This window comes from Mariniflexile gromovii (assembly GCF_017814435.1).
Taxonomy (GTDB): domain Bacteria; phylum Bacteroidota; class Bacteroidia; order Flavobacteriales; family Flavobacteriaceae; genus Mariniflexile; species Mariniflexile gromovii.
This window is the reverse complement of sequence record NZ_JAGJCB010000002.1, coordinates 116,816-139,751: the sequence shown is the minus strand read 5'-3', so window position 1 is coordinate 139,751 and position 22,936 is coordinate 116,816. Positions and strand designations below refer to the sequence as shown.

The following is a 22,936-nucleotide window of genomic DNA, read 5'->3' as shown; positions in this document are numbered from 1 at the left end:
AGGAGTTATACATTCGCTGCCTAATTGATATCAAATGAATCAATTAGATAAACGATTTAGCTTATAAAAAGTATGAAAGTATTAAAATTCGGTGGCACTTCGGTAGGATCGATTGAAAATATATGTAACGTTAAAAATATTATTAACGACGGAGAAAAAAAGATTGTTGTATTATCGGCTATGTCTGGTACCACCAATCAGTTAGTTGCTATTTCAAAACATATTGCAGACAATGAAGCACATGAGGCTGTTGATAAAATCAATGCGCTTCATGAAACATATATCAAAGTAATAGATAACCTGTTAAGCGATGCTTCTTTAAATAAGGATGTAAAAGCATACGTTTCAAGTGTTTTTGATTTATTGGTTGCCTGTACAGCTAAGCCATATGCTGTAGAATTAGAAAATCAAATTGTGGCCCAAGGTGAGTTGCTTTCAACTTATATGGTGAATAGCTATTTAAATCAAGAAGGTGTAAGTTCAGCATTATTGCCTGCATTAAGCTTTATGCGTATTGATGCTGCTAAAGACCCTGATTTAGATTATATTAAAGAACATTTTAAAACCACGTTTGCTAAGGCTGAAGATGCTCAAATTTACATCACACAAGGATTTATTTGTTTAGATGATAAGGGTGTTATTTCTAACCTTCAACGAGGTGGAAGCGATTATACAGCAACTATTATTGGTGCTGCTATTAACGCTGAAGAAGTACAAATTTGGACTGATATTGATGGGATGCATAATAACGACCCAAGATATGTTGAGAATACAAGGCCAATTTCAAATTTATCATTTGATGAAGCGGCAGAATTAGCATATTTCGGAGCTAAAATTTTACACCCGCAAACGGTTACACCAGTTAGATTTTTAAATATCCCAGTGCGATTAAAGAACACCATGAATCCAGAGGCTTATGGAACTTTAATTAATAACGATCATTCTGAAAGTGGTGTGAAAGCCATGGCTGCTAAAGATGGTATTACTGCTATTAAAATAAAATCTGGCAGAATGCTACAAGCGCACGGTTTTTTAAGAAAGGTGTTTGAGATTTTTGAAGTTTATGAAACGTCTATAGATATGATTACAACATCGGAAGTTGCTGTGTCTTTAACTATTGATGATGATAAAAACTTAGACAAAATTTTAGTAGAATTAGAAAAATTTGCGACCATTGAGGTTGATAAAAACCAAAGTATTATTTGTTTGGTTGGGCATTCGGTTGTAAACCACCAAGAAACACACAAATTGTTCCAAATACTACAAGATGTAAAAATAAGAATGATTTCCTACGGAGGAAGCAATAACAATATTTCACTTTTGGTTGATACCAAAAATAAGATTAATACGCTGCAAAAACTAAACGATTATTTATTTGAATTAGTCACTCTGTAAATTGCAAAACTTTAGTGTTGTACGCAAAAAGGGCTGTTTTTAAACAGCCCTTTTCTTTTTTATGAATTCATTAAATCTTCAATTTCTTCAGCTTCAATAGGAATGTTTTTCATTAAATTTAAAGGCTCGCCGGTTTTTTGAATGACCACATCATCTTCCAATCGAATGCCAAAGCCTTCTTCAGGAATATAGATGCCAGGTTCTACGGTAAAAACCATGTTGGCTTGCATCGGTTCTGTTAAAATACCATAATCATGCGTGTCCAATCCCATATGGTGGCTTGTTCCGTGCATAAAGTATTTTTTGTAAGCAGGCCAATCGGGGTTTTCGTTTTGCACATCTGCCTTGTCCAACAAACCTAAGCCTAATAATTCTGAAGTCATTATTTTGCCTACTTCAACATGGTAATCAGCCCAAATAGTTCCTGGGGTTAATACTTTAGTGGCCTCATTTTTCACCCTTAAAACGGCATTGTAAACGGCTTTTTGTCTATCGGAATATCTTCCGGAAACAGGAATGGTTCTACTTAAATCACTGGCATAATTTGCATATTCAGCAGCGGTATCAAATAAAATTAAATCACCTGCTTTACATTGTTTGTTGTTTTCAATATAATGCAACACATTGGCGTTGTTTCCTGAAGCGATAATAGGGGTATATGCAAATCCTTTAGAACGGTTACGCAAAAATTCGTGCATCAGTTCCGCTTCAATTTCATATTCCCAAACACCCGGTTTTACAAAATTTAAAACACGTCGAAATCCTTTTTCGGTAATGTTGCACGCTTGTTGGATTAGATCAATTTCAATAGGGTTTTTAACCGAGCGAAGGCGTTGTAAAATAGGCGCACTTTTAGCAACACTGTGTGCTGGGTATTTGTCTTTTAGCCATTTGGTATAACGGTCTTCGCGGGTTTCGGTTTCAACATTGGCTCGGTAGTGTTCGTTGGTGTTTATGTATACCGTATCGCACTGCGTCATTAATTCAAACATGATTTTCTCCATGTCTTGAAGCCAATATACCGTTTTTATGCCACTGGTTTTAAAAGCTGCTTCTTTGGTAAGCTTTTCTCCTTCCCAAACAGCAATATGGGCATTGGTTTCTTTAAGAAATAAAATTTCACGATGTTTTTCTTTTGGGCAATCGGGAAACAAAACCAAAATGCTTTCTTCTTGGTCTACGCCGCTTAAGTAAAAAATATCACGATGCTGTTGAAAAGGCATGGTGCTATCGGCGCTTATCGGATATATGTCATTAGAATTAAAAACAGCCAAACTGCTAGGCTTCATTTTTGCAGTAAAGTTTTTTCTGTTGTTAATAAAAAGTGAAGAGTTTATAGGTAAATATTTCATGTGACAATTTTAAATTCGCTGAAAATCAATCCTGTATCAAACAAGATTTGATATTTTCAAAATGATTATAATTTAAGTATTAAGTAACAAAACTACTTAAATCATGTGTAAAAATTTGTTATATTTGGTATTACCTCGTTTTTTAACCAGATTTTAACAAAAACATGTATTATGAAAAAGAATTATTTGTTGATTTTTCTAGCTATAGGACTAAGTAATTTTCAGGTAATATTTGCTCAATTGATGTTAAAAGAAGTTTCATTAAAAACACAAATTGAAAATTCAAGCTTAGTAGTGGAAGGGAAGGTGATTTCACAAAAATCTTTTTGGGATGCTGAAAATAAACATATCTACACTTCTAATACTATTTATGTTTATAAAGTTTTTAAAGGAGAAACATTGGCGACTATAGAAGTGATAACCCCTGGAGGAACTGTAGGATTATCTGCTGAAATTGTAAGTCCAAGTTTGAAGTTAAATAATGGGGATTTGGGTGTGTTTACATTGTATAACAGTAATGTTGTAATGAAATTGAATGAAAAATCTTCAATAAAACAGTATAAGCCTTATGGGTCTTCTCAAGGTTTTTATAAGTATAATTTATATGATAATGTGGCTGTTAATACTTTTAATAAAAAACAAGGAATAGCTTCTGCTTTTTATAATGAGATAATGAGTTATACAAAATCAAATTATATTGAACTGTCTGATTTTACTGTGCAGTCAACACTTTTAAAATCATCACAAAGTAAAGTTGCACTTGTTCCAGGTTCAATAACTTTTACGCCAACAACTTCTACCGCTGGTACAAAAAGTATTTTAACCATTAATGGGACTGGTTTTGGAAGTACAAAAGGAAAGGTCTCTTTTCGAAATGCAGATGATGGAGGGGCTACTTTTGTTGATGCTTTAAATACACAAATATTGACTTGGAATAACACTCAAATTACAGTTGAGATTCCTTCAGAAGCTGGTACTGGGCAAATTATGGTAACAGATGCCAGTGCTTCCAGTGCGATGTCTTCTTCTATTTTAACTATTACTTATTCAGAAATCAATGTAACTCAAGAAGGAGGTACTGTTGCTTACAGGATTCAACATGCCAATGAAAATAGTTCAGGGGGATATACACTGCAAATGTTTACGGATTTTAATAATAATGCTAATGCTAAAGCTGCTTTTCTAAGGGCTTTTGATACCTGGCGATGCACCACAGGGATTAATTGGATTATTGGAGCAACAACTACTGTAGATGTTGCTGATTCAGATGGTGTTAACGTTATTCGGTTTGATAATGGAGCTGAATTGGGGCCTAATGAATTAGGAAGGTGTACTTATTATTTAAGTGGGTGTGGTACAGGAACAAATTTAAATTGGTTCGTGGCAGGGCTTGATGTTGTTTTTGATGATGCTACTAATTGGAATTATAGTTCAGCTACCAATTCAACCGGAATTTCTCAATATGATTTTGAAAGTAATGTGCTCCATGAATTAGGACATGGTCATATGTTAGGTCATGTTATCAATACCAATGATGTCATGAACTACGCTATTTCAAATTCTGAAGAGCAACGTGTATTAGGTGCTAGCAATATTACTGCAGCAAATGCTATACAAAGCAGAAGTACAAGTTCAATGGTGTGCGCGCAGCCTTTAATGACCAATCATCCTTGTTCTTTAGGGGTTGAAGAAGAAGAGTTGAATGCGGCCATTAATATATATCCAAACCCATCTAATGGTCAGTTTTACGTAAAAAATACTGGTCTTGTTAATTTAGATAAAGTAGTGGTGTATGATCTTAGAGGAAGACTTGTGTCTCAATTCGATATGTCTAACGCATCTAGAACCAAAACAATTAATTTATTGGGAGCTTCTAAAGGCATGTATTTTGTTAAGATAGTTTCCGATAGAGCAGAAATAACAAAAAAAATACTTATAGATTAAGTTTTTTTCAATAAAATGTGGTTGTAAAACACGGTAAAACCAATGTAAATAGTTTTATAAACACCATTAAAGGTTTTAAATATTTAATAAAACACTTCGTTTGTTGTGTAATTCTATTTTTTTTCTTCTTTTTAATAAGAATATATTGGCTATTTTTTAAAACTAAGTATTATTACTTATAATTATTCTAAATTATAATTTTACAGCTTAACTTTTTGCCTATGAATTTATTGTAAATTACATTTGTAAACTATACTTAACAAATTAACTAATGAGCGGATTTTTTAAATCTTCAATCGGAAGAAAAGTAGCCATGGCGCTTTCAGCTTTTTTCCTCATGTTTTTCTTACTTCAACATTTTGCAATTAACCTTTTATCAGTTTTCAGTGGCGACCTTTTTAACGAGGTGTCTCACTTTATGGGAACCAATTGGTTAATTCAATTTGTAATGCAGCCCATTTTGATTTTTGGTGTTGTTTTCCATTTTGTTATGGGCTTTATTTTAGAAATAAGGAACAAACAAGCAAGAACTATTTCTTACGTGAAGAACAATGGTTCAGCAAATTCTACATGGATGAGTAGAAACATGATTTACAGTGGTATTGCTATTCTGGCGTTTATCATTTTACATTTTATTGACTTCTGGTTTCCAGAAATTAACGCCAAATATATAAAGGGCGACTGGACTGGCGGACATGAACTTGTTGATGGTTATCGCTATTTTCATGAACTGCAAGTAAAATTTGAAAACCCGATTAGAGTTGCGGCCTATGTTTTGGCTTTTGTGTTTTTGGCATTGCATTTATTGCATGGTTTTACCTCGGCATTTCAATCTATGGGTGCTTCCACAATTCGTAAAAAGCGTTTGCAAACCATTGGTAGAATTTATTCCATAGCGATACCTTTAGGTTTCATATTTATTGCGCTTTTTCATCATTTAAATCACCATTAATCTCAGATATATGGCATTAGATTCAAAAATACCACACGGTCCTTTAAAAGATAAATGGACAGATTATAAAAATCATATCAATCTTGTAAATCCTGCAAATAAGCGTCATATCGATATTATTGTTGTGGGTACTGGTTTAGCTGGCGGGTCTGCTGCAGCCACTTTAGCAGAGCTAGGTTATAATGTAAAGGCATTTGCTTATCAAGATTCACCTCGTCGTGCGCACTCTATTGCGGCTCAAGGAGGTATTAATGCAGCTAAAAACTATCAAGGTGATGGCGATTCAACATATAGATTGTTTTACGATACTGTAAAAGGTGGCGATTACCGTTCGCGTGAAGCCAACGTGTACCGTTTGGCTGAAGTATCTGCTAATATTATCGACCAATGTGTGGCTCAAGGGGTTCCTTTTGCACGTGATTATGGAGGGTTGTTAGATAACCGTTCATTTGGTGGTGTATTGGTTTCAAGAACCTTTTATGCTAAAGGTCAAACAGGACAACAGTTATTATTAGGGGCTTATTCTGCTATGAACAGACAAATTGCTCGCGGTAAAATTGAGATGTTCAACCGCCACGAAATGTTGGACGTTGTTAAAATTGATGGTAAAGCACGTGGTATTATCGCTCGTAATTTAGTTACAGGTGAAATTGAAAGACATTCGGCACATGCTGTTGTAATAGCTACTGGAGGTTATGGAAATGTATATTTCCTATCAACAAATGCTATGGGAAGTAACGCCACTGCTGCTTGGAAAATACATAAAAAAGGTGCGTTTTTTGCTAACCCTTGCTTTACGCAAATTCACCCAACATGTATTCCACGCTCAGGCGATTATCAATCGAAATTAACATTGATGTCTGAATCGTTACGTAACGATGGGCGTATTTGGGTTCCAAAAAAGATTGAAGATTCAAAAGCATTACAACAACGTAAAATAAAGCCAACTGATATTGCAGAAGAAGATAGAGATTATTTCTTAGAGCGTCGTTATCCTGCATTTGGTAACTTAGTACCTCGTGATGTAGCATCTCGCGCTGCTAAAGAGCGTTGCGATGCTGGTTATGGAGTGAATGCTACTGGTGAAGCTGTATTTTTAGATTTTGCTTCGGCAATTACGCGTTATGGAAAAACGCAAGCTAAAATTCAAAATATTGAAAATCCTTCGGATGCTAAAATATACGAATTAGGTCAAGCCATTGTTGAAGAGAAATACGGAAACTTATTCCAAATGTATGAGAAAATCGTTGATGAGAACCCATACGAAACGCCAATGATGATTTACCCTGCAACCCATTATACCATGGGAGGAGTTTGGGTAGATTACAACTTAATGACCACAGTTGATGGGTTGTATTGTATTGGTGAAGCTAATTTCTCTGAGCATGGTGCAAATAGACTTGGTGCTTCAGCCTTAATGCAAGGACTGGCAGATGGATATTTTGTATTACCATATACCATTGGGGATTACTTATCTAACGAAATTAGAACTGGTAAAATTCCAACCAACACACCAGAATTTGAGGAAGCTGAAAAAGAAGTAACCGATAGAATCAATTTCTTCATAAACAATAAGGGAACGAACTCTGTAGATTATTACCACAAAAAGTTAGGAAAAATTATGTGGGATAAATGCGGTATGTCTCGTAACGAGCAAGGTTTAAAAGAAGCGATGACGGAAATTAAAGCTTTACGTGAAGATTTCTGGAAAAATGTAAAAGTACCTGGTTCTGCAAACGAAATGAATCCTGAATTGGAAAAAGCGGGTCGTGTAGCCGATTTTCTAGAGCTAGGTGAGTTATTCGCTAAAGATGCTCTTAATAGAAACGAATCTTGTGGTGGTCATTTTAGAGAAGAATCGGTTGAATTGGATGGTGAACAAAAAGGTGAAGCTAAACGTAATGATAAAGATTACGCTTACGTAGCTGCTTGGGAATACAAAGGCGAACCTGCCGATGCCGTTTTACATAAAGAAATATTAGAGTTTAAAGATATTGAACTAAAACAACGTTCATACAAATAAGAAAGACATTATGAATTTAACACTTAAAATTTGGAGACAGAAAGACTCAAAATCAAAGGGTCAAATGGTCGATTATAAAGTAACTGATATTTCAGAACATATGTCTTTTCTTGAAATGATGGATGTTTTGAATGAGCAATTGGTAAATACTGGCGAAGAACCAGTGGCTTTCGATCACGATTGTCGTGAGGGTATTTGCGGTATGTGTTCTATGTACATTAACGGTGAAGCACATGGTCCGGATAGAGGCGTAACAACCTGTCAGTTACACATGCGTATGTTTAAAGATGGTGATACTATAACTATTGAACCATTTAGAGCAACTGCATTTCCAGTCATAAAAGATTTAGTAGTAGATAGAAGCTCTTTTGAGCGTATCCAACAGGCTGGAGGATATATTTCTGTAAATACTTCAGGAAACACACAGGATGCCAACTCTATTCCAATTTCTAAACATGCTGCCGATGAAGCTATGGATGCAGCAACCTGTATAGGTTGTGGTGCCTGTGTAGCTACGTGTAAAAACTCATCTGCTATGTTGTTTGTTGGAGCAAAAGTATCGCAATATGCGTTGTTGCCTCAAGGACAAGTTGAAGCTGCAGATCGTGTTCGTAACATGGTGGCACAAATGGATTTGGAAGGTTTTGGAAACTGTACCAACACCGGTGCTTGCGAAATTGAATGTCCAAAAGGCATTTCGTTAGATAATATCGCTCGTATGAATAGAGAGTTAATGAAAGCGAGTTTGTCTTAAAACCTACCTTTCATCGATAATAAATAGAACCCAGGCTTTTGCTTGGGTTTTTTATTTAGATTTGGTTGCTTAATTCTTAAAAATGAAAAAAACGCTATGCCTATTTGTATTGGTATATCTTTTGGGCATACCGTGTGATGCACAAACCATAAACCATGATATTCCTAATGCGTCATTGTTTTCTGAAACGATGTTGCTTCAACATATAAAAACATTATCATCTGATGCTTTTGAGGGCAGAAGAACAGGAACAAATGGTGCTTTAAAGGCTGAAAAGTACATTATCAATCAGTTTATGTTATTTGATGTTTTGCCTTTAGGAAAAGACTATTTACAGTCCTTTTCGTTTACCGAAGCTGGTAAGCGCTATGAAGGTAAAAATGTTTTAGGATATATAAAAGGAACAACATACCCACATAAATATATTGTTGTTAGTGCGCATTACGACCATGAAGGTGTTAAAAATGGAAACATTTTTAATGGTACAGATGATAATGCTTCAGGTACCAGTGCCCTGTTTAGTTTTGCTGAATATTTTAGAACCCATCCCCCAAAACATTCGGTTATTTTGGCGGCTTTTGATGCCGAAGAATTGGGATTACAAGGGTCTAAATACTTTGTGAATCATTCCATTATTCCTCTTAAACAAATTATGGTAAACCTGAATATGGACATGATTAGCCGAAGCGATACCAACGAATTGTTTGCAGTTGGCACAGTTCATAACGAAACTTTGAAACAAGTTGTTACAAACCACAGCTATTCCAAAAAAATAAATTTTTTAGCAGGTCATGATGAAGGTAACTGGAAAGACAATTGGACCTATGCTTCCGATCATGCTAACTTTCATAAAAAAGGCATTCCATTCTTGTATTTTGGTGTTGACGACCATGAAGATTACCACAAACCAACTGATGATTATGAGAATATCCAACCAGAATTTTATATTGAGGCCGTAAAGGTTATCATATCCGTTTTTAAAAAAATAGATCAACTAAACTTTTAGAAGTTTTAATATCTGTAAGGTTTTCAAAACCTTGGGGTATATTTAACTTTAAAAATAAGCTTTCAATTGAACTGTTCCCGTATGAATGGTTCTACTGGTTTCGGTTTTTCTTCCAAAGTAACTTAGGTTTAGGTCTAAAAAATCGGTTAGTTTTTTCTGTGCCAACAAACTCCAAGTAAAGTTTTTTCCGGGTTGTAAACCTTCCAACATTTGGTAGGAAACAGGTGTGTTCGCATTGCCTTCAAAGGTATTGGAGAAAAAGTTAAACTCACCTATTATGGAGTTTTTTGGGCTGCCTGCAAACGTAAAAGAGGTGCCGTATTTTTGTTGGTTTAAGGTTTCTAAACCACCTATGGTATTTTCTTTGCTGGCATGTTGGTAGAAGATATCAAACCTGGAATTATCATTAAATAAATACGATAGTTTAGGGTTGAAGCGGCTTTCATCAAAATTATAATTCTTGCTTACAAAATTTTCACTCAAACTTTCATTGGTTCCAAAATCAGATTGCAAGGTTATTAACCAGCTTTGAGCAATTTTATGGTTGAAGTTAAACTGATGGCTTTTCAGTCCGTTTTCAATAAACCCAATAGATAGAATGTTGCGGGTTCTGTTTGAAAGAAAGGTGTACGATGTGGTGTAATGTTGCTTCCCTCTATTGAAAAACAGCACGTTTCTGAAATTTAATTGCAATCCTAATTGGTTTTCTTCGTCGCTTTCAAACGGATTCAAATTAAAACCACTTCCTTTACGTTTTAATTTTCTATCTACCAAATAACTGGTTTGGTTGTAAAAATGCGACCAGAACTTTTGGGTTTTATTCTCACTAACCGACCATTGCGACGGATTGATAGTTAAGGTTTGACTCAACCTGTTTTGATGCGTTTTTATGTAAACTTGGTTGGGTAAAAGCACCCGAATGTATTTGCCTTGGTCTTGAAATTGGGCTATTTCAAACTCTTCCAATTCTTGTATGCCGTTTTCATTGTAATCTATCCACGTATAGGTTCCTTGTCCGGGTTCTACTTCTACATAGGTAAAATCTTGTTGTGGCAAGGTTCCAGAATTGGTTTCAAAAAGCGTATTCCATTGTACAAGTTGTTTGAATAATTTTTGGTTGAACTGCAATCTGGAGTTGATGGATTTTTCATCATCGATACCTTCATCAGCACTTTTTAAAGTTCGGTAATTGGCGAAAAGCGATAAATTCGTATTTGTGTTTTGAACCAGACGTGTATCTAAATAAAAAGTATTTGAAGTATTTACTTTTTGTAGTTGGTTGTTTCGAATACTGTCGTTCACGCGGTTTTTGTACCCAATTTCGGTGAAAATTTTGGTGCTATCGCCCACGCCAAAAAATACTTCGTATGATTTGAATTTCTGACTTAAATCAGTCAATTCTTGGGTGTCAACAGTTTTTTGTTCGTTGTCTTCAATGGCCAATTTAGTTCCCAGCCAACTTTTTTCCATACTATAGGCAACAGTATTTGAAGATCTTAAAAATGTGGAGGTATTGGTGTTGGAAGTGGCATTTAAAAAACTGGAATACGATGCAATTCTAAATTTATGAAGCATTAAGTTGGCATTGAAAACATGTCGGTTACCATTAAAATTTTCAGAATAACCCAAATGTTCAAATTGATAGGTAGCAAATCCTTTTTTAGCATGGTTTAAACGCAATCCAGATGTAATTAAGGATTGGTTGCCAAGTATGATGTTTGAGGTTGAAGAGGTATCATCTAAGTTCCAATCTCTATTAAATTCAGCATTATACAAACGCTCAATGGTTTTGAAGTTCTTTTGAATGAAATCGCCATCGGCAAACACGTTCAAATTCCATAAACTGTCATTTTCAATAAGGTCTTGAGATACTTTAAGTTTACCTGCAAACCCATTATTGTTGCCATCGTCTAAACTTGAAAACAGGTTTAAATCGTTTTTGCTGGCGGCTATTTCAAAACCAACATCGGTTTTTTCGGTTGGGGTATAGTTTCCGTTAACAACCGCTATTTGAAGTTTTGTTGGCGCAATCAATTGAACAATGGGTGCGTAGTTACCTTGTAAAGTGCCAGCATATTCATAAATATTATTAATGGCATTGCTGCTTTGTAAAACGTAATCGCCTTGGTTGGCACCCACTTGTGAAAACGTAACACGATATAGTGTGTCATCCGGATTGTTAGAAAATACAAAAGCTTCAACCCCACCAATAAGTTCTTTTTTATACAAAATTCTATTATCGCTATAGGATTCTAAAACTTCTGAAGGCGCTACCATTTGCGTTCTATCATCTCCAGCATTTGTTAGAATTTGTACTTGTGCTTCCGATAAATTTTGTTGTAAGGGTTGGTTTTTAGCATCATTTTCAGAATACACAGAAACCCCAATATTCAATTTTTGACTTTCAAACCGCCCACCACCATATGCCACTAAGCGCGAATAGTTGCGTTCGCTATATTGATAATCGACGGTAATACGCATTTCAGACGTCATGGGGAAGGTGGAGTTGAATATAATTTCACCCGCATTATAATCGATAATATAATCTTTATCTTCACCACGTTGCGCCACAATACCATTGACGTAAACGGTTTCACTACCAGACACTATAAGCACGAATAATTCGCCATTTTGCCCTTGCAATTTGTATGGACCTTGATTGCCTTCTTGAGCTTTAAAGGTGCTTCTGGTAAACTGCCCACGCACCAAAGCGCCAGCACCAAATACATTGGTTTGTGCATCTTCATCGCCCAATTTCACGTTTACAGACAATCCTTGTACGCGTTTAGAAAAGTTAGCAAAGTAAGAATCGGTATTTTGCAAGTCAATGTCACCTGCACGAATGTTCCATTGGTCGCTATACAATTCAATAAAAACTTGGTCGAATTCATCCAGTCGTTGGCTATATCCACTTTCTTGCAGTGGGATATTGGCATCTTGAATGGAAGCTCGAAGCGATACTTTTTCACTCAATTTCCCTGAAATTTGTAAATCCAGTTCGCTATTTAAAACAGAGTTTTGATTGTTTCCAATGGTAACTCCGCGAGAGATACTTCCCGAAGTTGTTAACCCATCAAAAGGAATGTAATTTTTAGAATCATTAGGTTGTGAGAGTTGATAAAGCTTTTGAAGGTTGTCGGTGTTCTTAACAATAATTTTGTCGTCTAATTGCTGGTATGTTTTAGTTAAAAACTCGGGATATTTTAAGTAATTGATGATGATGGAATCGGTTTCAACAGGTTGTACAAATATTAAAAGGGCTTTTTTAAAATCAACCCTATAAAAAGAAGAATCTATAACCGTATTGTATTTTGTTTTAATTGAAAAGTAGTTTGAATTGATACTTACGCTATCTATTACAATAGAATCGTTTACAGCAACTTTTTTAGTTCTATAGTTTGAAACCGGATTCTGCGACATACCACAAAATCCAATAAAAAAAACAAAAAGGCAGGTTATAAACTTCATTACATACTTAAACTTCAAATAGTTTAAAATATTTTGTTAATAGATTTCGTTAAAAGTGCTATAAAATAATAGTGTAAAAGTAACGCATTATTTATTTTAGCTGAAATTAACTCGTTTTTTAAAACGAGTTGAGGCTGTCTGAAAAGTGTATTATATTCACTTTGTCAGGTTGAGCATGTCGAAACCGATAATGATTATCAATAATTTAAAATATTTCGACAAGCTCAATATGACAAAGAATTACACTTTTCAGACAGCCTCCTCATAAAAACAAAGTAAATGAAAATAATCTCATACAACGTAAATGGTATTCGTGCAGCATTAAATAAAGGGTTTATAGATTGGTTAAAAAGTGCTAATCCCGATGTTATTTGCTTACAAGAAATTAAGGCTTTAAAAGAGCAATTGGATTTAGATATTTTCGTTGAAGCAGGTTACAATTACAATTATTGGTTTAGTGCTCAAAAAAAAGGATATAGTGGTGTTGCCATTTTAAGTAAAATAAAACCAAATCATGTAGAATATGGCACAGGAATTGCTTCCATGGATTTTGAAGGTAGAAACCTTAGGGCCGATTTTGATGGTGTTTCAGTAATGAGTTTGTATTTGCCTTCAGGAACCAATGATGCGCGATTAGGCCATAAATTTGAATACATGGATATGTTTCAAGAATACATTACTACTCTAAGATCCGAAATACCTAATTTAATTATTTGTGGCGATTACAACATTTGCCATGAAGAAATCGACATTCACAACCCGAAAGGCTTGAGCAACGTTTCTGGGTTTTTACCAGCCGAACGTAAATGGATAGGCGCATTTATAAATAACGGATTTACCGATTCTTTCCGTCATTTAAACAAAGAACCCCATCAATATACGTGGTGGAGTTACCGAGCCAACTCTCGGGCCAACAACAAAGGTTGGCGATTAGATTATGCCATGGTTTCAAATACAATGCAAGAAAAGATTAAAAGAGCCGTTATATTGTCGGATGCAGTTCATAGCGATCATTGTCCCATTTTATTAGAAATAGAAAATTAAACCCAGTATTATAACTCAACCCATAAAGAAATCAAAAAAAAATGATAAAAAGAATTTCCTTAATCGCACTAGCATTAATACTTGTAACCTCATGTGTTTCGCCTAAAATTTATAAAGATTTAGAAAATAAATACGCCAATTTAAAACAAGCTAATAGAAAACTTTCGGACGAAAATGAAGATTTGCTTTTCGATAAAACAAAAGCTGAAAACGAGTTGAAACAACTAAGGGCAGACTATTCAGAAACCTTGGCGCAACGTAATAAATTACAAAGTGATTACGATGCAACCAAAGCAAATTTGGAGGCACTTAAATCATCTTACGATGCTTTAGAAAAAAACAGTTCAGCCTCAATTAGTGCCAACTCTGAAAAAAACAGAGAGTTATTAGCGCAGTTAGAAGCTAAAGAGCAAGCCCTAGCAGATGAAAACCAACGATTGGAAAATCTTAAAAAACAATTACAAGACCGTTCAAACCGAGTAGCAGAACTTGAAAAAGTGATTTCCGATAAAGATGCGGCTATGACAGCCTTAAAAGACGCTATTTCTAAAGCTTTAACCGATTTTGAAGGCAAAGGTTTAACCGTAGAGCAGCGCGATGGGAAAGTGTACGTTTCAATGGAAAACAAATTATTGTTCAGTTCTGGAAGTTGGGCCGTGGGTACCGAAGGACGTAGAGCCGTACAGCAATTAGGAAATGTTTTGGCAAACAACCCGGATATCGCCATTTTAATTGAAGGACATACCGATAACGTACCGTATCAAGGCAGTGGGCAAATAGTGGGCAACTGGGATTTATCAACCAAACGCGCCACCGCCATCGTTAATATTTTACGCGAAAACGCCTCTATAAATGCCGAAAACTTAACCGCCGCTGGCCGTGGTGAGTTTGCACCAGTTGCCACCAACGACACGCCAGAAGGAAGAGCAAAAAACCGTCGTATCGAAGTTATTTTAACACCAAAGTTAGACGAGCTTTCAAAATTATTAAAAGATAATTAATTTTTTTTGTCATTCCTGCGAAGGCAGGAATCTACTAATAAATGTTTATAATAATTTTAAAACCTTTCAAGTATAATTAAACTTGAAAGGTTTTTTTATCTTTAACATCTTATTTAAAAACATAAAGAACTGTCTAGTAATCTAAATATCTAAGCAGTCTAACAATCTAAAAATGAAATACACCACCATACCAAAAACCGATATAAAAGTTAGTAAAATATGCCTAGGTTCTATGACTTGGGGCAACCAAAACACCGAAGCCGAAGGACATGCACAACTAGATTATGCCTTTGAGAACGGAGTTAACTTCATAGACACTGCCGAAATGTACCCAGTACCAGCAAGTCCAGAAACGCAAGGCGCTACAAGCAAAATTATAGGCACTTGGTTGAAAAAAACAGGCAATCGAGATAAAGTGGTTGTAGCAAGCAAAATTGTAGGACGCCCAAGCGACTATACCGCGCATATTCGAACGACTGGAATAACTTCAAAATCCATAAAAGAAGCTGTAGATAATGAGTTGAAACGCCTCCAAACCGATTATATTGATTTATACCAAATACATTGGCCAGAGCGCGAAACCAATACCTTCAGTACACGCGATTATAAACATAATCCAAACGATAGTTGGACAGACAATTTTAATGAAGTGCTTCATGGTTTAGATGAACAAATTAAAATGGGCAAAATCAAACACGTTGGTATTTCAAACGAAAAAGCTTGGGGCACCATGCGCTATCTAGAAGAATCTAAACACCACAGTTTACCACGAATGAAAACCATTCAAAACGCATATTCTTTAATAAACAGAGGTTATGAAGGTGATATGGCTGAAATTTCCATGCGTGAAAATATTGGATTGTTAGCTTATTCGCCTATGGCATTTGGAGTACTTTCAGGGAAGTACATAAAAGGCACAGCGGCTGATAATGCAAGACTCAAATTGTTTCCCAGATTTGCACGTTACAGCAGCGAACAAAGTACTGAAGCTACCAAACGCTATTTAAAAATAGCGGAAGATCATGGTATGAGTTTAGCACAAATGAGTTTGGCTTTTGTAAACCAACAACCCTTTGTAACCAGTAATATTATTGGTGCGACTACTTTAGAACAACTTAAAGAAAACATCAATTCAATACATATAATATTAAGCGATGAGATTCTTGAGCAGATTAATGCGGTACATGCACAGATTCCTAATCCTGCAACGTAGTTTTATAGTTATAAAAACAAAAAAGCTTAGCAGGACTAAGCTTTTTTTGTTTTCCGCTTTAGGTTAATTCATTGCTTCTTGTAATTTATATAAATCGTAAAGTTTCTTATTGTAAGGGTAGTCCCAGCATCCCATTCTATGGTAGAGGTCGCCACCAAATCCTTTTTTGTAAATATGTACGCCATGTAGTGGATGAGATCGGTTTAAATTGGGTGCAGAGCCAAACATGTCGTATTCTGTACAACCCCAAGCTTTTGCCATGCGTATAGATTCCCATTGCAATGCATAACTTGCCATGGCATTCTTTTTAGAAGATTTAGAAGCCCCATATAAATAAGTACCTCTCTTTTTCGACAAAACTAAGAACATAGAAGAAAGAAATTTACCATCAATATCGGCCATGAGCATTTTAACGGTAACACCATTTTTACTATTATCCTGATTTTTTAAAATAGTAGAAAAAAACCCTTGATTTTGTAAAGGCATACCATGGCGAGTGGCTGTATCAAGGTATAATTTATACCATATATCTATATGTTCTATGCCATATTCACGAACTTTAATACCTTTTTTATTTGCTTTTTTTACATTATAACGTGTGTTGTATCGCATGTTATATAGTAAGTCTTGTTCGTCTAGAGTTAAATCAAGAAAAAAAGTGTTTTTAGGTAGGTTGTCCTGTACGCTTTTTTGCAGGTTCCAGTTGTTTGTGCCAAAATTTACTCTAAATTCTTGGGTTTGGTTAGGTGGTGGCCCAACCCAATTGCCAGAATTGTCAAAATATTCTTTTTCGGTGGCCCATTGGTTCTCCCAAATTAAATCGTAGCGGATAAAGATGCAATTGGGAGGTAAGTGTGGTTTTATGGATTCCGATAACTGTTCTAAAAACAAACCTTGGTTTTCAAACGTAGGTTCTAATTTTGGACCGTATGGAACGTAAGCAATACAGGTGTCATCATTTACATACTTAATTAGAATTAGTAAGTCTTCAACTTCTTTTTCCAAAGAACTGGCATTGCTTATTAATAGATTTTTAGAAATTGTTAACTCGAATCCTTGTGGTATAAATCCTTGATTGCTTTTTATGCGACCCCAAAAAGGTGTTTGGGGCAATATGTTTGTTGTTTTAAATTCTTCAATATCCTTTCGCTCTAACTCACAAATCATTTTTTTTGCGGCAAAACTAAGGAATCATATACTTAATTGAAAATCATATGTAATTAGATTCACTTTTTTGCCTAAAAAGTGGTATTTCAAATGCGAATTTTAGTAGAAATTTACAATAACTTCCGTGTAATTAATTTATAATATCGAAATTATATGTAAATTGAAGCAATCAAAAAATCAGTCATAATTTTATTTTAGTTCGTATGAAATGGAAAGGTAGAAGACAAAGTAATAATGTTGATGATCGTAGAGGTAAAGGTGGTGCAGGTCAGGGCATTGGTGGATTTAATAACCCTACATTACTAGCGCCATTAGTTAAGCTTCTTTTTTCAAAAGTAGGACTTTTTATTGTTGGGGGTTTTATAATAGTATCTTTAGTAATGGGTAAAAACCCATTATCGTTAATTACGCAACTTTTAAATGCAGGTGTAGCAACCGAGACTTCTGCACCGTATCAACCTAGTGCCGAAGATGAAGAGTTGGCTCAGTTTAGCGCTACCATTTTAGCAAATACTGAAGATGTTTGGAATAAACTTTTAGATAATTACAGAGAGCCCACTTTAGTACTTTTTACTGGTTCGGTTTCCTCTGCTTGTGGTTCTGCTTCTAGTGCTACAGGTCCATTTTATTGCCCAGGAGACGAGAAATTATATATAGATTTAAGTTTTTTTGACGAAATGGAAAGAAGGTTAAATGCGCCTGGAGACTTTGCGCAAGCATATGTAATTGCTCATGAGGTTGGGCATCATATCCAAAAAATTATGGGAACTACCGATAAAATGAACCGATTACGTGGGCAAGTTTCCGAAACCGAATATAACAGATACTCGGTAATGTTAGAACTTCAAGCCGATTTTCTAGCAGGCGTTTGGGCACATCACTCACAAGCTATGACGAAGATGATGGAAACCGGCGATCTTGAAGAAGCTATGAATGCTGCCAATGCCATTGGTGATGATAGACTACAAAAACAATCGAGTGGCAGGGTAGTACCCGATTCGTTCACACATGGCACTTCGGCACAACGGATGCGATGGTTTAAAAAAGGATTTGATACAGGCGATTTATCGCAAGGTGATACCTTTAGTGCGACTTCCTTATAAAAAATTGTTAACTAAAGAAAATATTGATCGTATTCAAATAAAGATAAAACTAGAGTTTTTTTGTTTATTCATATATTACATGTTACAGAACAGTATTTTGACATAGATTGATAATCAAACCATCCTTTCTTTAATCTATAAAATAACTATATGAAAGACAAACTGCTTTTCTTTTTCAGAAAGCTTTATCGACTAACCGATAAGATTGCTTTCTATCCCACACTTTTAGGTTTACTAGGTTTTGTTTTTACCTATGTTATGATTTATTTAGAGGAAAAAGGGATTTCCAAATACCTTCTTGAAATATTTCCAGCCTTGGTTATAAACAATACCGAAACAGCAAGAAGCCTATTAACAACTTTTATTGGAGGGCTTATTTCCATTATGGTTTTTAGCTTCTCCATGGTAATGATATTGCTTAACCAAGCTTCCAGTAACTTTTCACCCAGATTACTACCAGGTTTAATTAGTAATAGAAAACATCAATTGATTTTGGGTTTATATATTGCAGGGATACTGTATTGTACGTTCATTTTAGTTTATATAGAACCTAACGGCGATAAATACCAGTTGCCAGGTTTTGCGGTACTCTTTGCTATTTTGTTCATGGTAAATTGTCTTGCTGCTTTCATCTATTTTATCCATTCCATTTCACAGGAAATTCAAATCAATAATATTATGGATAAGATTTTTAATGTATCCAAGAAAAGAATGTTATATTTAATTGACAACGAAAAGTATAATGAAGGCGATTTTCCTGAAACCAAAACATGGAAAGCATATAAATCGAAAAAAGCAGGATACTTACAAAATGTATCAGCAGAAAACATTGCAGAAATAGCCAAAGAACACGATGTGAAAATTGACGTGGTTGTTATAAAAGGATTATTTGTTTCAGAAGAAAACACTCTTTTTAAATATGAAAAAGAATTAGAAACGGACGTTATTGATAGGATTGTAGAACACTTTGATTTTTCTAAAAGCGAATTTGTTGATGATAATTACGTGCTTGCCTTTAAGCAAATTACCGAGGTTGCCGTTAAAGCCATGTCGCCCGGTATTAACGACCCCGGTACCGCTTTAAATGCGATAGATTATTTGTCTCAGTTGTTTGCTCTGCGTATTCAGAAAAAGGATAAGAGCCTTAATTATATAGATGAAGTTGCCTATGTTTCTATAGCGACTATCAATTTTAAGGCATTAATTTTTCAGGTAATGGCAGAATTAAGAACTTACTGTAAACACGATGTGGTAATTGTAGAAAAGCTGTTAAAAATGCTTTTACATTTAAAAAGTATTGTAAAGAAAGAAAACGAAAAGTATCGAGATATTTTAGATGAAGAAATAGCTAATTTAATTTTTGATGCCGAAGAAGCAATTACCAATAAACGGGATATAGACTATATTAAGTCTATTGCTTAAACTGGAACTATTTTAGTTAATTAACAAGAATTTTTAAGTGACTATTTGGTTTTACAGTTGATAGTACTGGTTTTTTGTGTTGAAATTGTCTAAAAGGTCATTTTAAGTGCGTTATCCAATTTTAATAAAATATAGTTTTAAAGAAATTTTCATTAATGGTTAAATTAAAAAAATACTCTATTGGTTTAGGAATTATTTTTATTTCAGTTGCATTGATTTGGTTATACATTCATTTGTTTGAATTGTACTGGGAAAAATGGCACTTGGAAATTATTATTGTATATCATTTGATAATTCTTATGGCTATAATGATTTATTTCAAAATTAATTTTAATGATAAAAAAAACCTAAAACTTATGTTATATATTATTGGTTTTTTGATTTTCTTTATTCCTTTGTTGACTTATCTATTATCTATATTTTATTTGCTTATACAATTTATTTTTAGTTTTTTTAATTAAGTCTAACTAAATCTAATTAATTCCAAATTTATCCTTGACTCTTCTTAGTGGATATATAAATAAGACTTAAAATAAAATTAATTACATAATTTATGTTTGATAGGACATTTGGAATAGCGATTGCAGCGGCATCCTTTTTTGTGCCTAACTATAACTATGTTTTAAAACTAATATTAGAAAATATAGAAATAGTTTAATGAGATACTGAAACAAGTTCAGCACAAAAAAGATATAGCGCAAAGCGCGGTACTTTAGCAATTGCCCAACTTCTCGATATAATTTTATAAATTAAGCAGATTGCTTCGTACGCAATGACGTTAAAAAGATTGTAATGGATAGCCCGATCCGATAGGGTAACACCCAATAGATTTTCTTCTACAAGGAAATGAAAAATGTGCTTATTAAAAACCGAGTATTAATTTGGCTATTAAAAAGTACATTAAAATACCAAAGACATCGTTGCTGGTGGTGATGAACGGTCCTGTGGCTACGGCGGCATCGATACCGCGTTTGTCTAAAAATATGGGGATGAACGTGCCTATTAATGCTGCCATTATGATAACGGAAATTAGGGCGACACAAATGGTTAGCGACTCTAAATAGGTTGTTTTAAATATGAAATGGCTAATGATTAATACAATGCATGCTATGGCGAGACCGTTTACCAAACCTAACAAAAATTCTTTAAGAAGGCGGCTTAAAATGCTGCCATCTATAGAATCGTTGGCTAAACCTTGTACCACGATGGCTGATGATTGTACCCCTACGTTTCCTGCGGTTGCTTGTATGAGCGGAATGAACATTAATAGTGCTGGGAATTTTAACATGGCATCGCTAAACCCGTTAATGATGCTTGCTGCCCCAATACCGCCAAACATACCTATTAAAAGCCATGGCAAACGGGCCTTGGTGAGTTCCCAAATGTTGTCATCGGCTTCTACATCGGCGGTAATACCTGCAGCTAATTGATAGTCTTTTTCGGCTTCTTCTTTCATCACGTCAACGATATCGTCGATGGTGATTCTACCTAAAAGTATTTGGTTGTCGTCTACTACTGGAATGGCTTCCAAATCATATTTCTGCATGACTTTGGCAACGTCTTCAGCATCATCGTGTACGTTTACATAATCGACACTTGAATTGGATATTTCTGCAATTTTTTGGTCGCTTTTAGCAACAATAAGGTCTTTTAATGAAAGGCGGCCTACGAGTTTGTTTTTTTTATCGACCACGTAAATGGAATGCACGCGTGTTACTTCTTTGGCTTGCCCACGTATGCGACGTAAACAACCGGCAACGGTCCAGGTTTCGTAAACTTTAACCAACTCTTTTGCCATAAGTCCACCCGCCGTATCTTCATCATAAGCCAACAATTCTTCAATTTCGGCTTTGTGCTCTTCATCTTCAATATGTGATATAACTTCGCGTTTACGTGCTTCGGGAAGTTCTGAAATGATATCGGCAGCATCATCGGTGTCCAATTCACCAATTTCGTCGGCTATTTCTTTTGAAGACAGATTTCTTAATACTTTTTCTCGATTGTCTTCATCGAGCTCCATTAAGATGTCGGCAGTGGTTTCTGAATCTAGAAGTTTGATGATATAGATGGCTTCATCTAAATCCAGTTCATCTAAAATTTCGGCAATATCGGCGTAGTGAAAGTCTTTTAAAAGCTTTTGAAGTGCTTTATCATTGTTTTGTTCAATGAGACTTTCTACCTGATTGATTAAATCATCGGTTAATTCAAATTGTATGTTTTCTATTTCTTCAGACAAAATGCGATGTTTACATGTCTTTTTCAATTAACTGCGTAAGTTCTATAAACTGTTGCACGCTTAATTGTTCCGGACGTTTGTCAAATATACTATCTTCTCTTAAATTATCGCTTAAATTGAATGTTTTTAAACTGTTACGAATGGTTTTTCTTCGTTGTTGAAAGGCTGTTTTTACGACTTTGAAGAATAAGGCATCATCGCATGGCAACGAATAATCTGCTTTTCGGGTAAGGCGCAACACGCCCGATTCTACTTTTGGTGGCGGATTGAATACCGATGGTGGCACCGTAAATAAATATTCGGCATCGTAATAGGCCTGAGCCAATACCGATAGAATACCGTACACTTTACTGCCTTCTTTAGAGCAAATGCGTTCGGCAACTTCTTTTTGAAACATGCCTGAAAACTCAGGAATCTGGTCGCGCATGTCCAAGGTTTTAAAAACGATTTGTGTTGAAATGTTATAAGGGAAATTGCCAATAATTGCAAAGGATTCGCCTTTAAACACTTGGTTTAAATCGTACTTTAAAAAATCCTTTTCAATAATTCTGGATGCCAGATTTAAGTAATTGGCTTTTAAATAATCTACCGATTCTGTATCAATTTCAATAACGTGTGTGGTGATGTCTTTTTTAAGTAAATATTTGGTAAGCACACCCATGCCTGGACCAATTTCCAAAACGGTTTTATAGTTTTTTAAAGTAAGAGTGGCGGCAATTTTTTGAGCAATTGTTTCATCATTTAAAAAATGTTGCCCTAAATGCTTTTTTGCTTTTACTTGGTGTTGGTTTGGGGTATTTGCCACGAATTACGAATGTTTTAAGAGAAATACGAAGATATAAAACTTAATCGTGGT

The 22,936-nt window shown here is 35.0% G+C and carries 16 protein-coding genes; 11 read left to right on the top strand and 5 right to left on the bottom strand.

Annotation, left to right across the window (positions count from 1 at the left end):
* The first annotated feature begins 72 nt into the window (after positions 1-72).
* A complete protein-coding gene (locus tag J8H85_RS02495; protein ID WP_209652368.1) occupies positions 73-1,395 on the top strand; it encodes an aspartate kinase in 1,323 nt (440 codons plus the stop codon).
* Positions 1,396-1,454: 59 nt separating this feature from the next.
* Here J8H85_RS02495 and J8H85_RS02490 read toward each other — a convergent pair whose 3' ends face one another.
* Positions 1,455-2,747, bottom strand: a complete 1,293-nt coding sequence (locus tag J8H85_RS02490; protein ID WP_209652366.1) for an aminopeptidase P family protein — start codon at positions 2,745-2,747, stop codon at positions 1,455-1,457.
* A gap of 171 nt (positions 2,748-2,918) precedes the next feature.
* On the opposite strand from J8H85_RS02490, the gene J8H85_RS02485 reads away from it, so the two are divergent.
* From J8H85_RS02485 to J8H85_RS02465, 5 genes are all read left to right on the top strand, one after another.
* The gene (locus J8H85_RS02485) at positions 2,919-4,691 is read left to right on the top strand and encodes a T9SS type A sorting domain-containing protein (RefSeq protein WP_209652364.1); all 1,773 of its coding nucleotides are present in this window, start codon (positions 2,919-2,921) and stop codon (positions 4,689-4,691) included.
* A 271-nt stretch (positions 4,692-4,962) separates the two neighbouring features.
* Positions 4,963-5,643, top strand: coding sequence for a succinate dehydrogenase cytochrome b subunit (locus J8H85_RS02480; RefSeq protein WP_209652362.1), 681 nt, complete (start codon positions 4,963-4,965; stop codon positions 5,641-5,643).
* A 10-nt stretch (positions 5,644-5,653) separates the two neighbouring features.
* Complete coding sequence (locus tag J8H85_RS02475) at positions 5,654-7,666, top strand: fumarate reductase/succinate dehydrogenase flavoprotein subunit (RefSeq protein WP_209652360.1); 2,013 nt, start codon at positions 5,654-5,656, stop codon at positions 7,664-7,666.
* Positions 7,667-7,676: 10 nt separating this feature from the next.
* The gene (locus J8H85_RS02470; RefSeq protein WP_209652358.1) at positions 7,677-8,420 is read left to right on the top strand and encodes a succinate dehydrogenase/fumarate reductase iron-sulfur subunit; all 744 of its coding nucleotides are present in this window, start codon (positions 7,677-7,679) and stop codon (positions 8,418-8,420) included.
* Between the two features lie 82 nt (positions 8,421-8,502).
* Positions 8,503-9,426, top strand: coding sequence for a M28 family peptidase (locus tag J8H85_RS02465; RefSeq protein WP_209652356.1), 924 nt, complete (start codon positions 8,503-8,505; stop codon positions 9,424-9,426).
* Positions 9,427-9,474: 48 nt separating this feature from the next.
* Here J8H85_RS02465 and J8H85_RS02460 read toward each other — a convergent pair whose 3' ends face one another.
* Positions 9,475-12,894, bottom strand: a complete 3,420-nt coding sequence (locus J8H85_RS02460) for a hypothetical protein (RefSeq protein WP_209652354.1) — start codon at positions 12,892-12,894, stop codon at positions 9,475-9,477.
* Between the two features lie 279 nt (positions 12,895-13,173).
* On the opposite strand from J8H85_RS02460, the gene J8H85_RS02455 reads away from it, so the two are divergent.
* From J8H85_RS02455 to J8H85_RS02445, 3 genes are all read left to right on the top strand, one after another.
* On the top strand, positions 13,174-13,938 hold the full coding sequence (locus J8H85_RS02455) for an exodeoxyribonuclease III (protein ID WP_209652352.1): 765 nt from the start codon (positions 13,174-13,176) through the stop codon (positions 13,936-13,938).
* Positions 13,939-13,979: 41 nt separating this feature from the next.
* Positions 13,980-14,939: an OmpA/MotB family protein gene (locus tag J8H85_RS02450; protein ID WP_209652350.1), complete on the top strand. Its 960-nt coding sequence runs from the start codon at positions 13,980-13,982 to the stop codon at positions 14,937-14,939.
* Between the two features lie 172 nt (positions 14,940-15,111).
* Complete coding sequence (locus tag J8H85_RS02445; RefSeq protein WP_209652348.1) at positions 15,112-16,152, top strand: NADP(H)-dependent aldo-keto reductase; 1,041 nt, start codon at positions 15,112-15,114, stop codon at positions 16,150-16,152.
* A 63-nt stretch (positions 16,153-16,215) separates the two neighbouring features.
* Here the strand turns inward: J8H85_RS02445 and J8H85_RS02440 are convergent, their stop codons facing one another.
* On the bottom strand, positions 16,216-17,319 hold the full coding sequence (locus J8H85_RS02440; RefSeq protein WP_209652346.1) for a lipid II:glycine glycyltransferase FemX: 1,104 nt from the start codon (positions 17,317-17,319) through the stop codon (positions 16,216-16,218).
* 203 nt (positions 17,320-17,522) lie between these two features.
* On the opposite strand from J8H85_RS02440, the gene ypfJ reads away from it, so the two are divergent.
* Both ypfJ and J8H85_RS02430 read left to right on the top strand, forming a co-directional pair.
* Positions 17,523-18,422, top strand: coding sequence for a KPN_02809 family neutral zinc metallopeptidase (ypfJ, locus tag J8H85_RS02435; protein WP_209652344.1), 900 nt, complete (start codon positions 17,523-17,525; stop codon positions 18,420-18,422).
* A gap of 150 nt (positions 18,423-18,572) precedes the next feature.
* Positions 18,573-19,844, top strand: a complete 1,272-nt coding sequence (locus J8H85_RS02430) for a DUF2254 domain-containing protein (protein ID WP_209652342.1) — start codon at positions 18,573-18,575, stop codon at positions 19,842-19,844.
* A gap of 862 nt (positions 19,845-20,706) precedes the next feature.
* Here J8H85_RS02430 and mgtE read toward each other — a convergent pair.
* Both mgtE and rsmA read right to left on the bottom strand, forming a co-directional pair.
* On the bottom strand, positions 20,707-22,080 hold the full coding sequence (gene mgtE / locus J8H85_RS02425) for a magnesium transporter (RefSeq protein ID WP_209652340.1): 1,374 nt from the start codon (positions 22,078-22,080) through the stop codon (positions 20,707-20,709).
* A 10-nt stretch (positions 22,081-22,090) separates the two neighbouring features.
* Entirely contained in the window at positions 22,091-22,885 is a 795-nt protein-coding gene (gene rsmA, locus J8H85_RS02420) for a 16S rRNA (adenine(1518)-N(6)/adenine(1519)-N(6))-dimethyltransferase RsmA (RefSeq protein WP_209652338.1), read from the bottom strand.
* Positions 22,886-22,936: the final 51 nt, after the last annotated feature.

Coding starts and splice junctions, on each gene's coding strand:
- J8H85_RS02480 (WP_209652362.1), top strand. CDS start 4,963: ATGAGCGGATTTTTTAAATCTTCAATCGGAAGAAAAGTAGCCATGGCG.
- J8H85_RS02465 (WP_209652356.1), top strand. CDS start 8,503: ATGAAAAAAACGCTATGCCTATTTGTATTGGTATATCTTTTGGGCATA.
- J8H85_RS02495 (WP_209652368.1), top strand. CDS start 73: ATGAAAGTATTAAAATTCGGTGGCACTTCGGTAGGATCGATTGAAAAT.
- J8H85_RS02485 (WP_209652364.1), top strand. CDS start 2,919: ATGAAAAAGAATTATTTGTTGATTTTTCTAGCTATAGGACTAAGTAAT.
- J8H85_RS02490 (WP_209652366.1), bottom strand. CDS start 2,747: ATGAAATATTTACCTATAAACTCTTCACTTTTTATTAACAACAGAAAA.
- J8H85_RS02455 (WP_209652352.1), top strand. CDS start 13,174: ATGAAAATAATCTCATACAACGTAAATGGTATTCGTGCAGCATTAAAT.
- J8H85_RS02440 (WP_209652346.1), bottom strand. CDS start 17,319: ATGATTTGTGAGTTAGAGCGAAAGGATATTGAAGAATTTAAAACAACA.
- J8H85_RS02470 (WP_209652358.1), top strand. CDS start 7,677: ATGAATTTAACACTTAAAATTTGGAGACAGAAAGACTCAAAATCAAAG.
- J8H85_RS02460 (WP_209652354.1), bottom strand. CDS start 12,894: ATGAAGTTTATAACCTGCCTTTTTGTTTTTTTTATTGGATTTTGTGGT.
- J8H85_RS02445 (WP_209652348.1), top strand. CDS start 15,112: ATGAAATACACCACCATACCAAAAACCGATATAAAAGTTAGTAAAATA.
- J8H85_RS02475 (WP_209652360.1), top strand. CDS start 5,654: ATGGCATTAGATTCAAAAATACCACACGGTCCTTTAAAAGATAAATGG.
- J8H85_RS02450 (WP_209652350.1), top strand. CDS start 13,980: ATGATAAAAAGAATTTCCTTAATCGCACTAGCATTAATACTTGTAACC.
- J8H85_RS02430 (WP_209652342.1), top strand. CDS start 18,573: ATGAAAGACAAACTGCTTTTCTTTTTCAGAAAGCTTTATCGACTAACC.
- ypfJ (WP_209652344.1), top strand. CDS start 17,523: ATGAAATGGAAAGGTAGAAGACAAAGTAATAATGTTGATGATCGTAGA.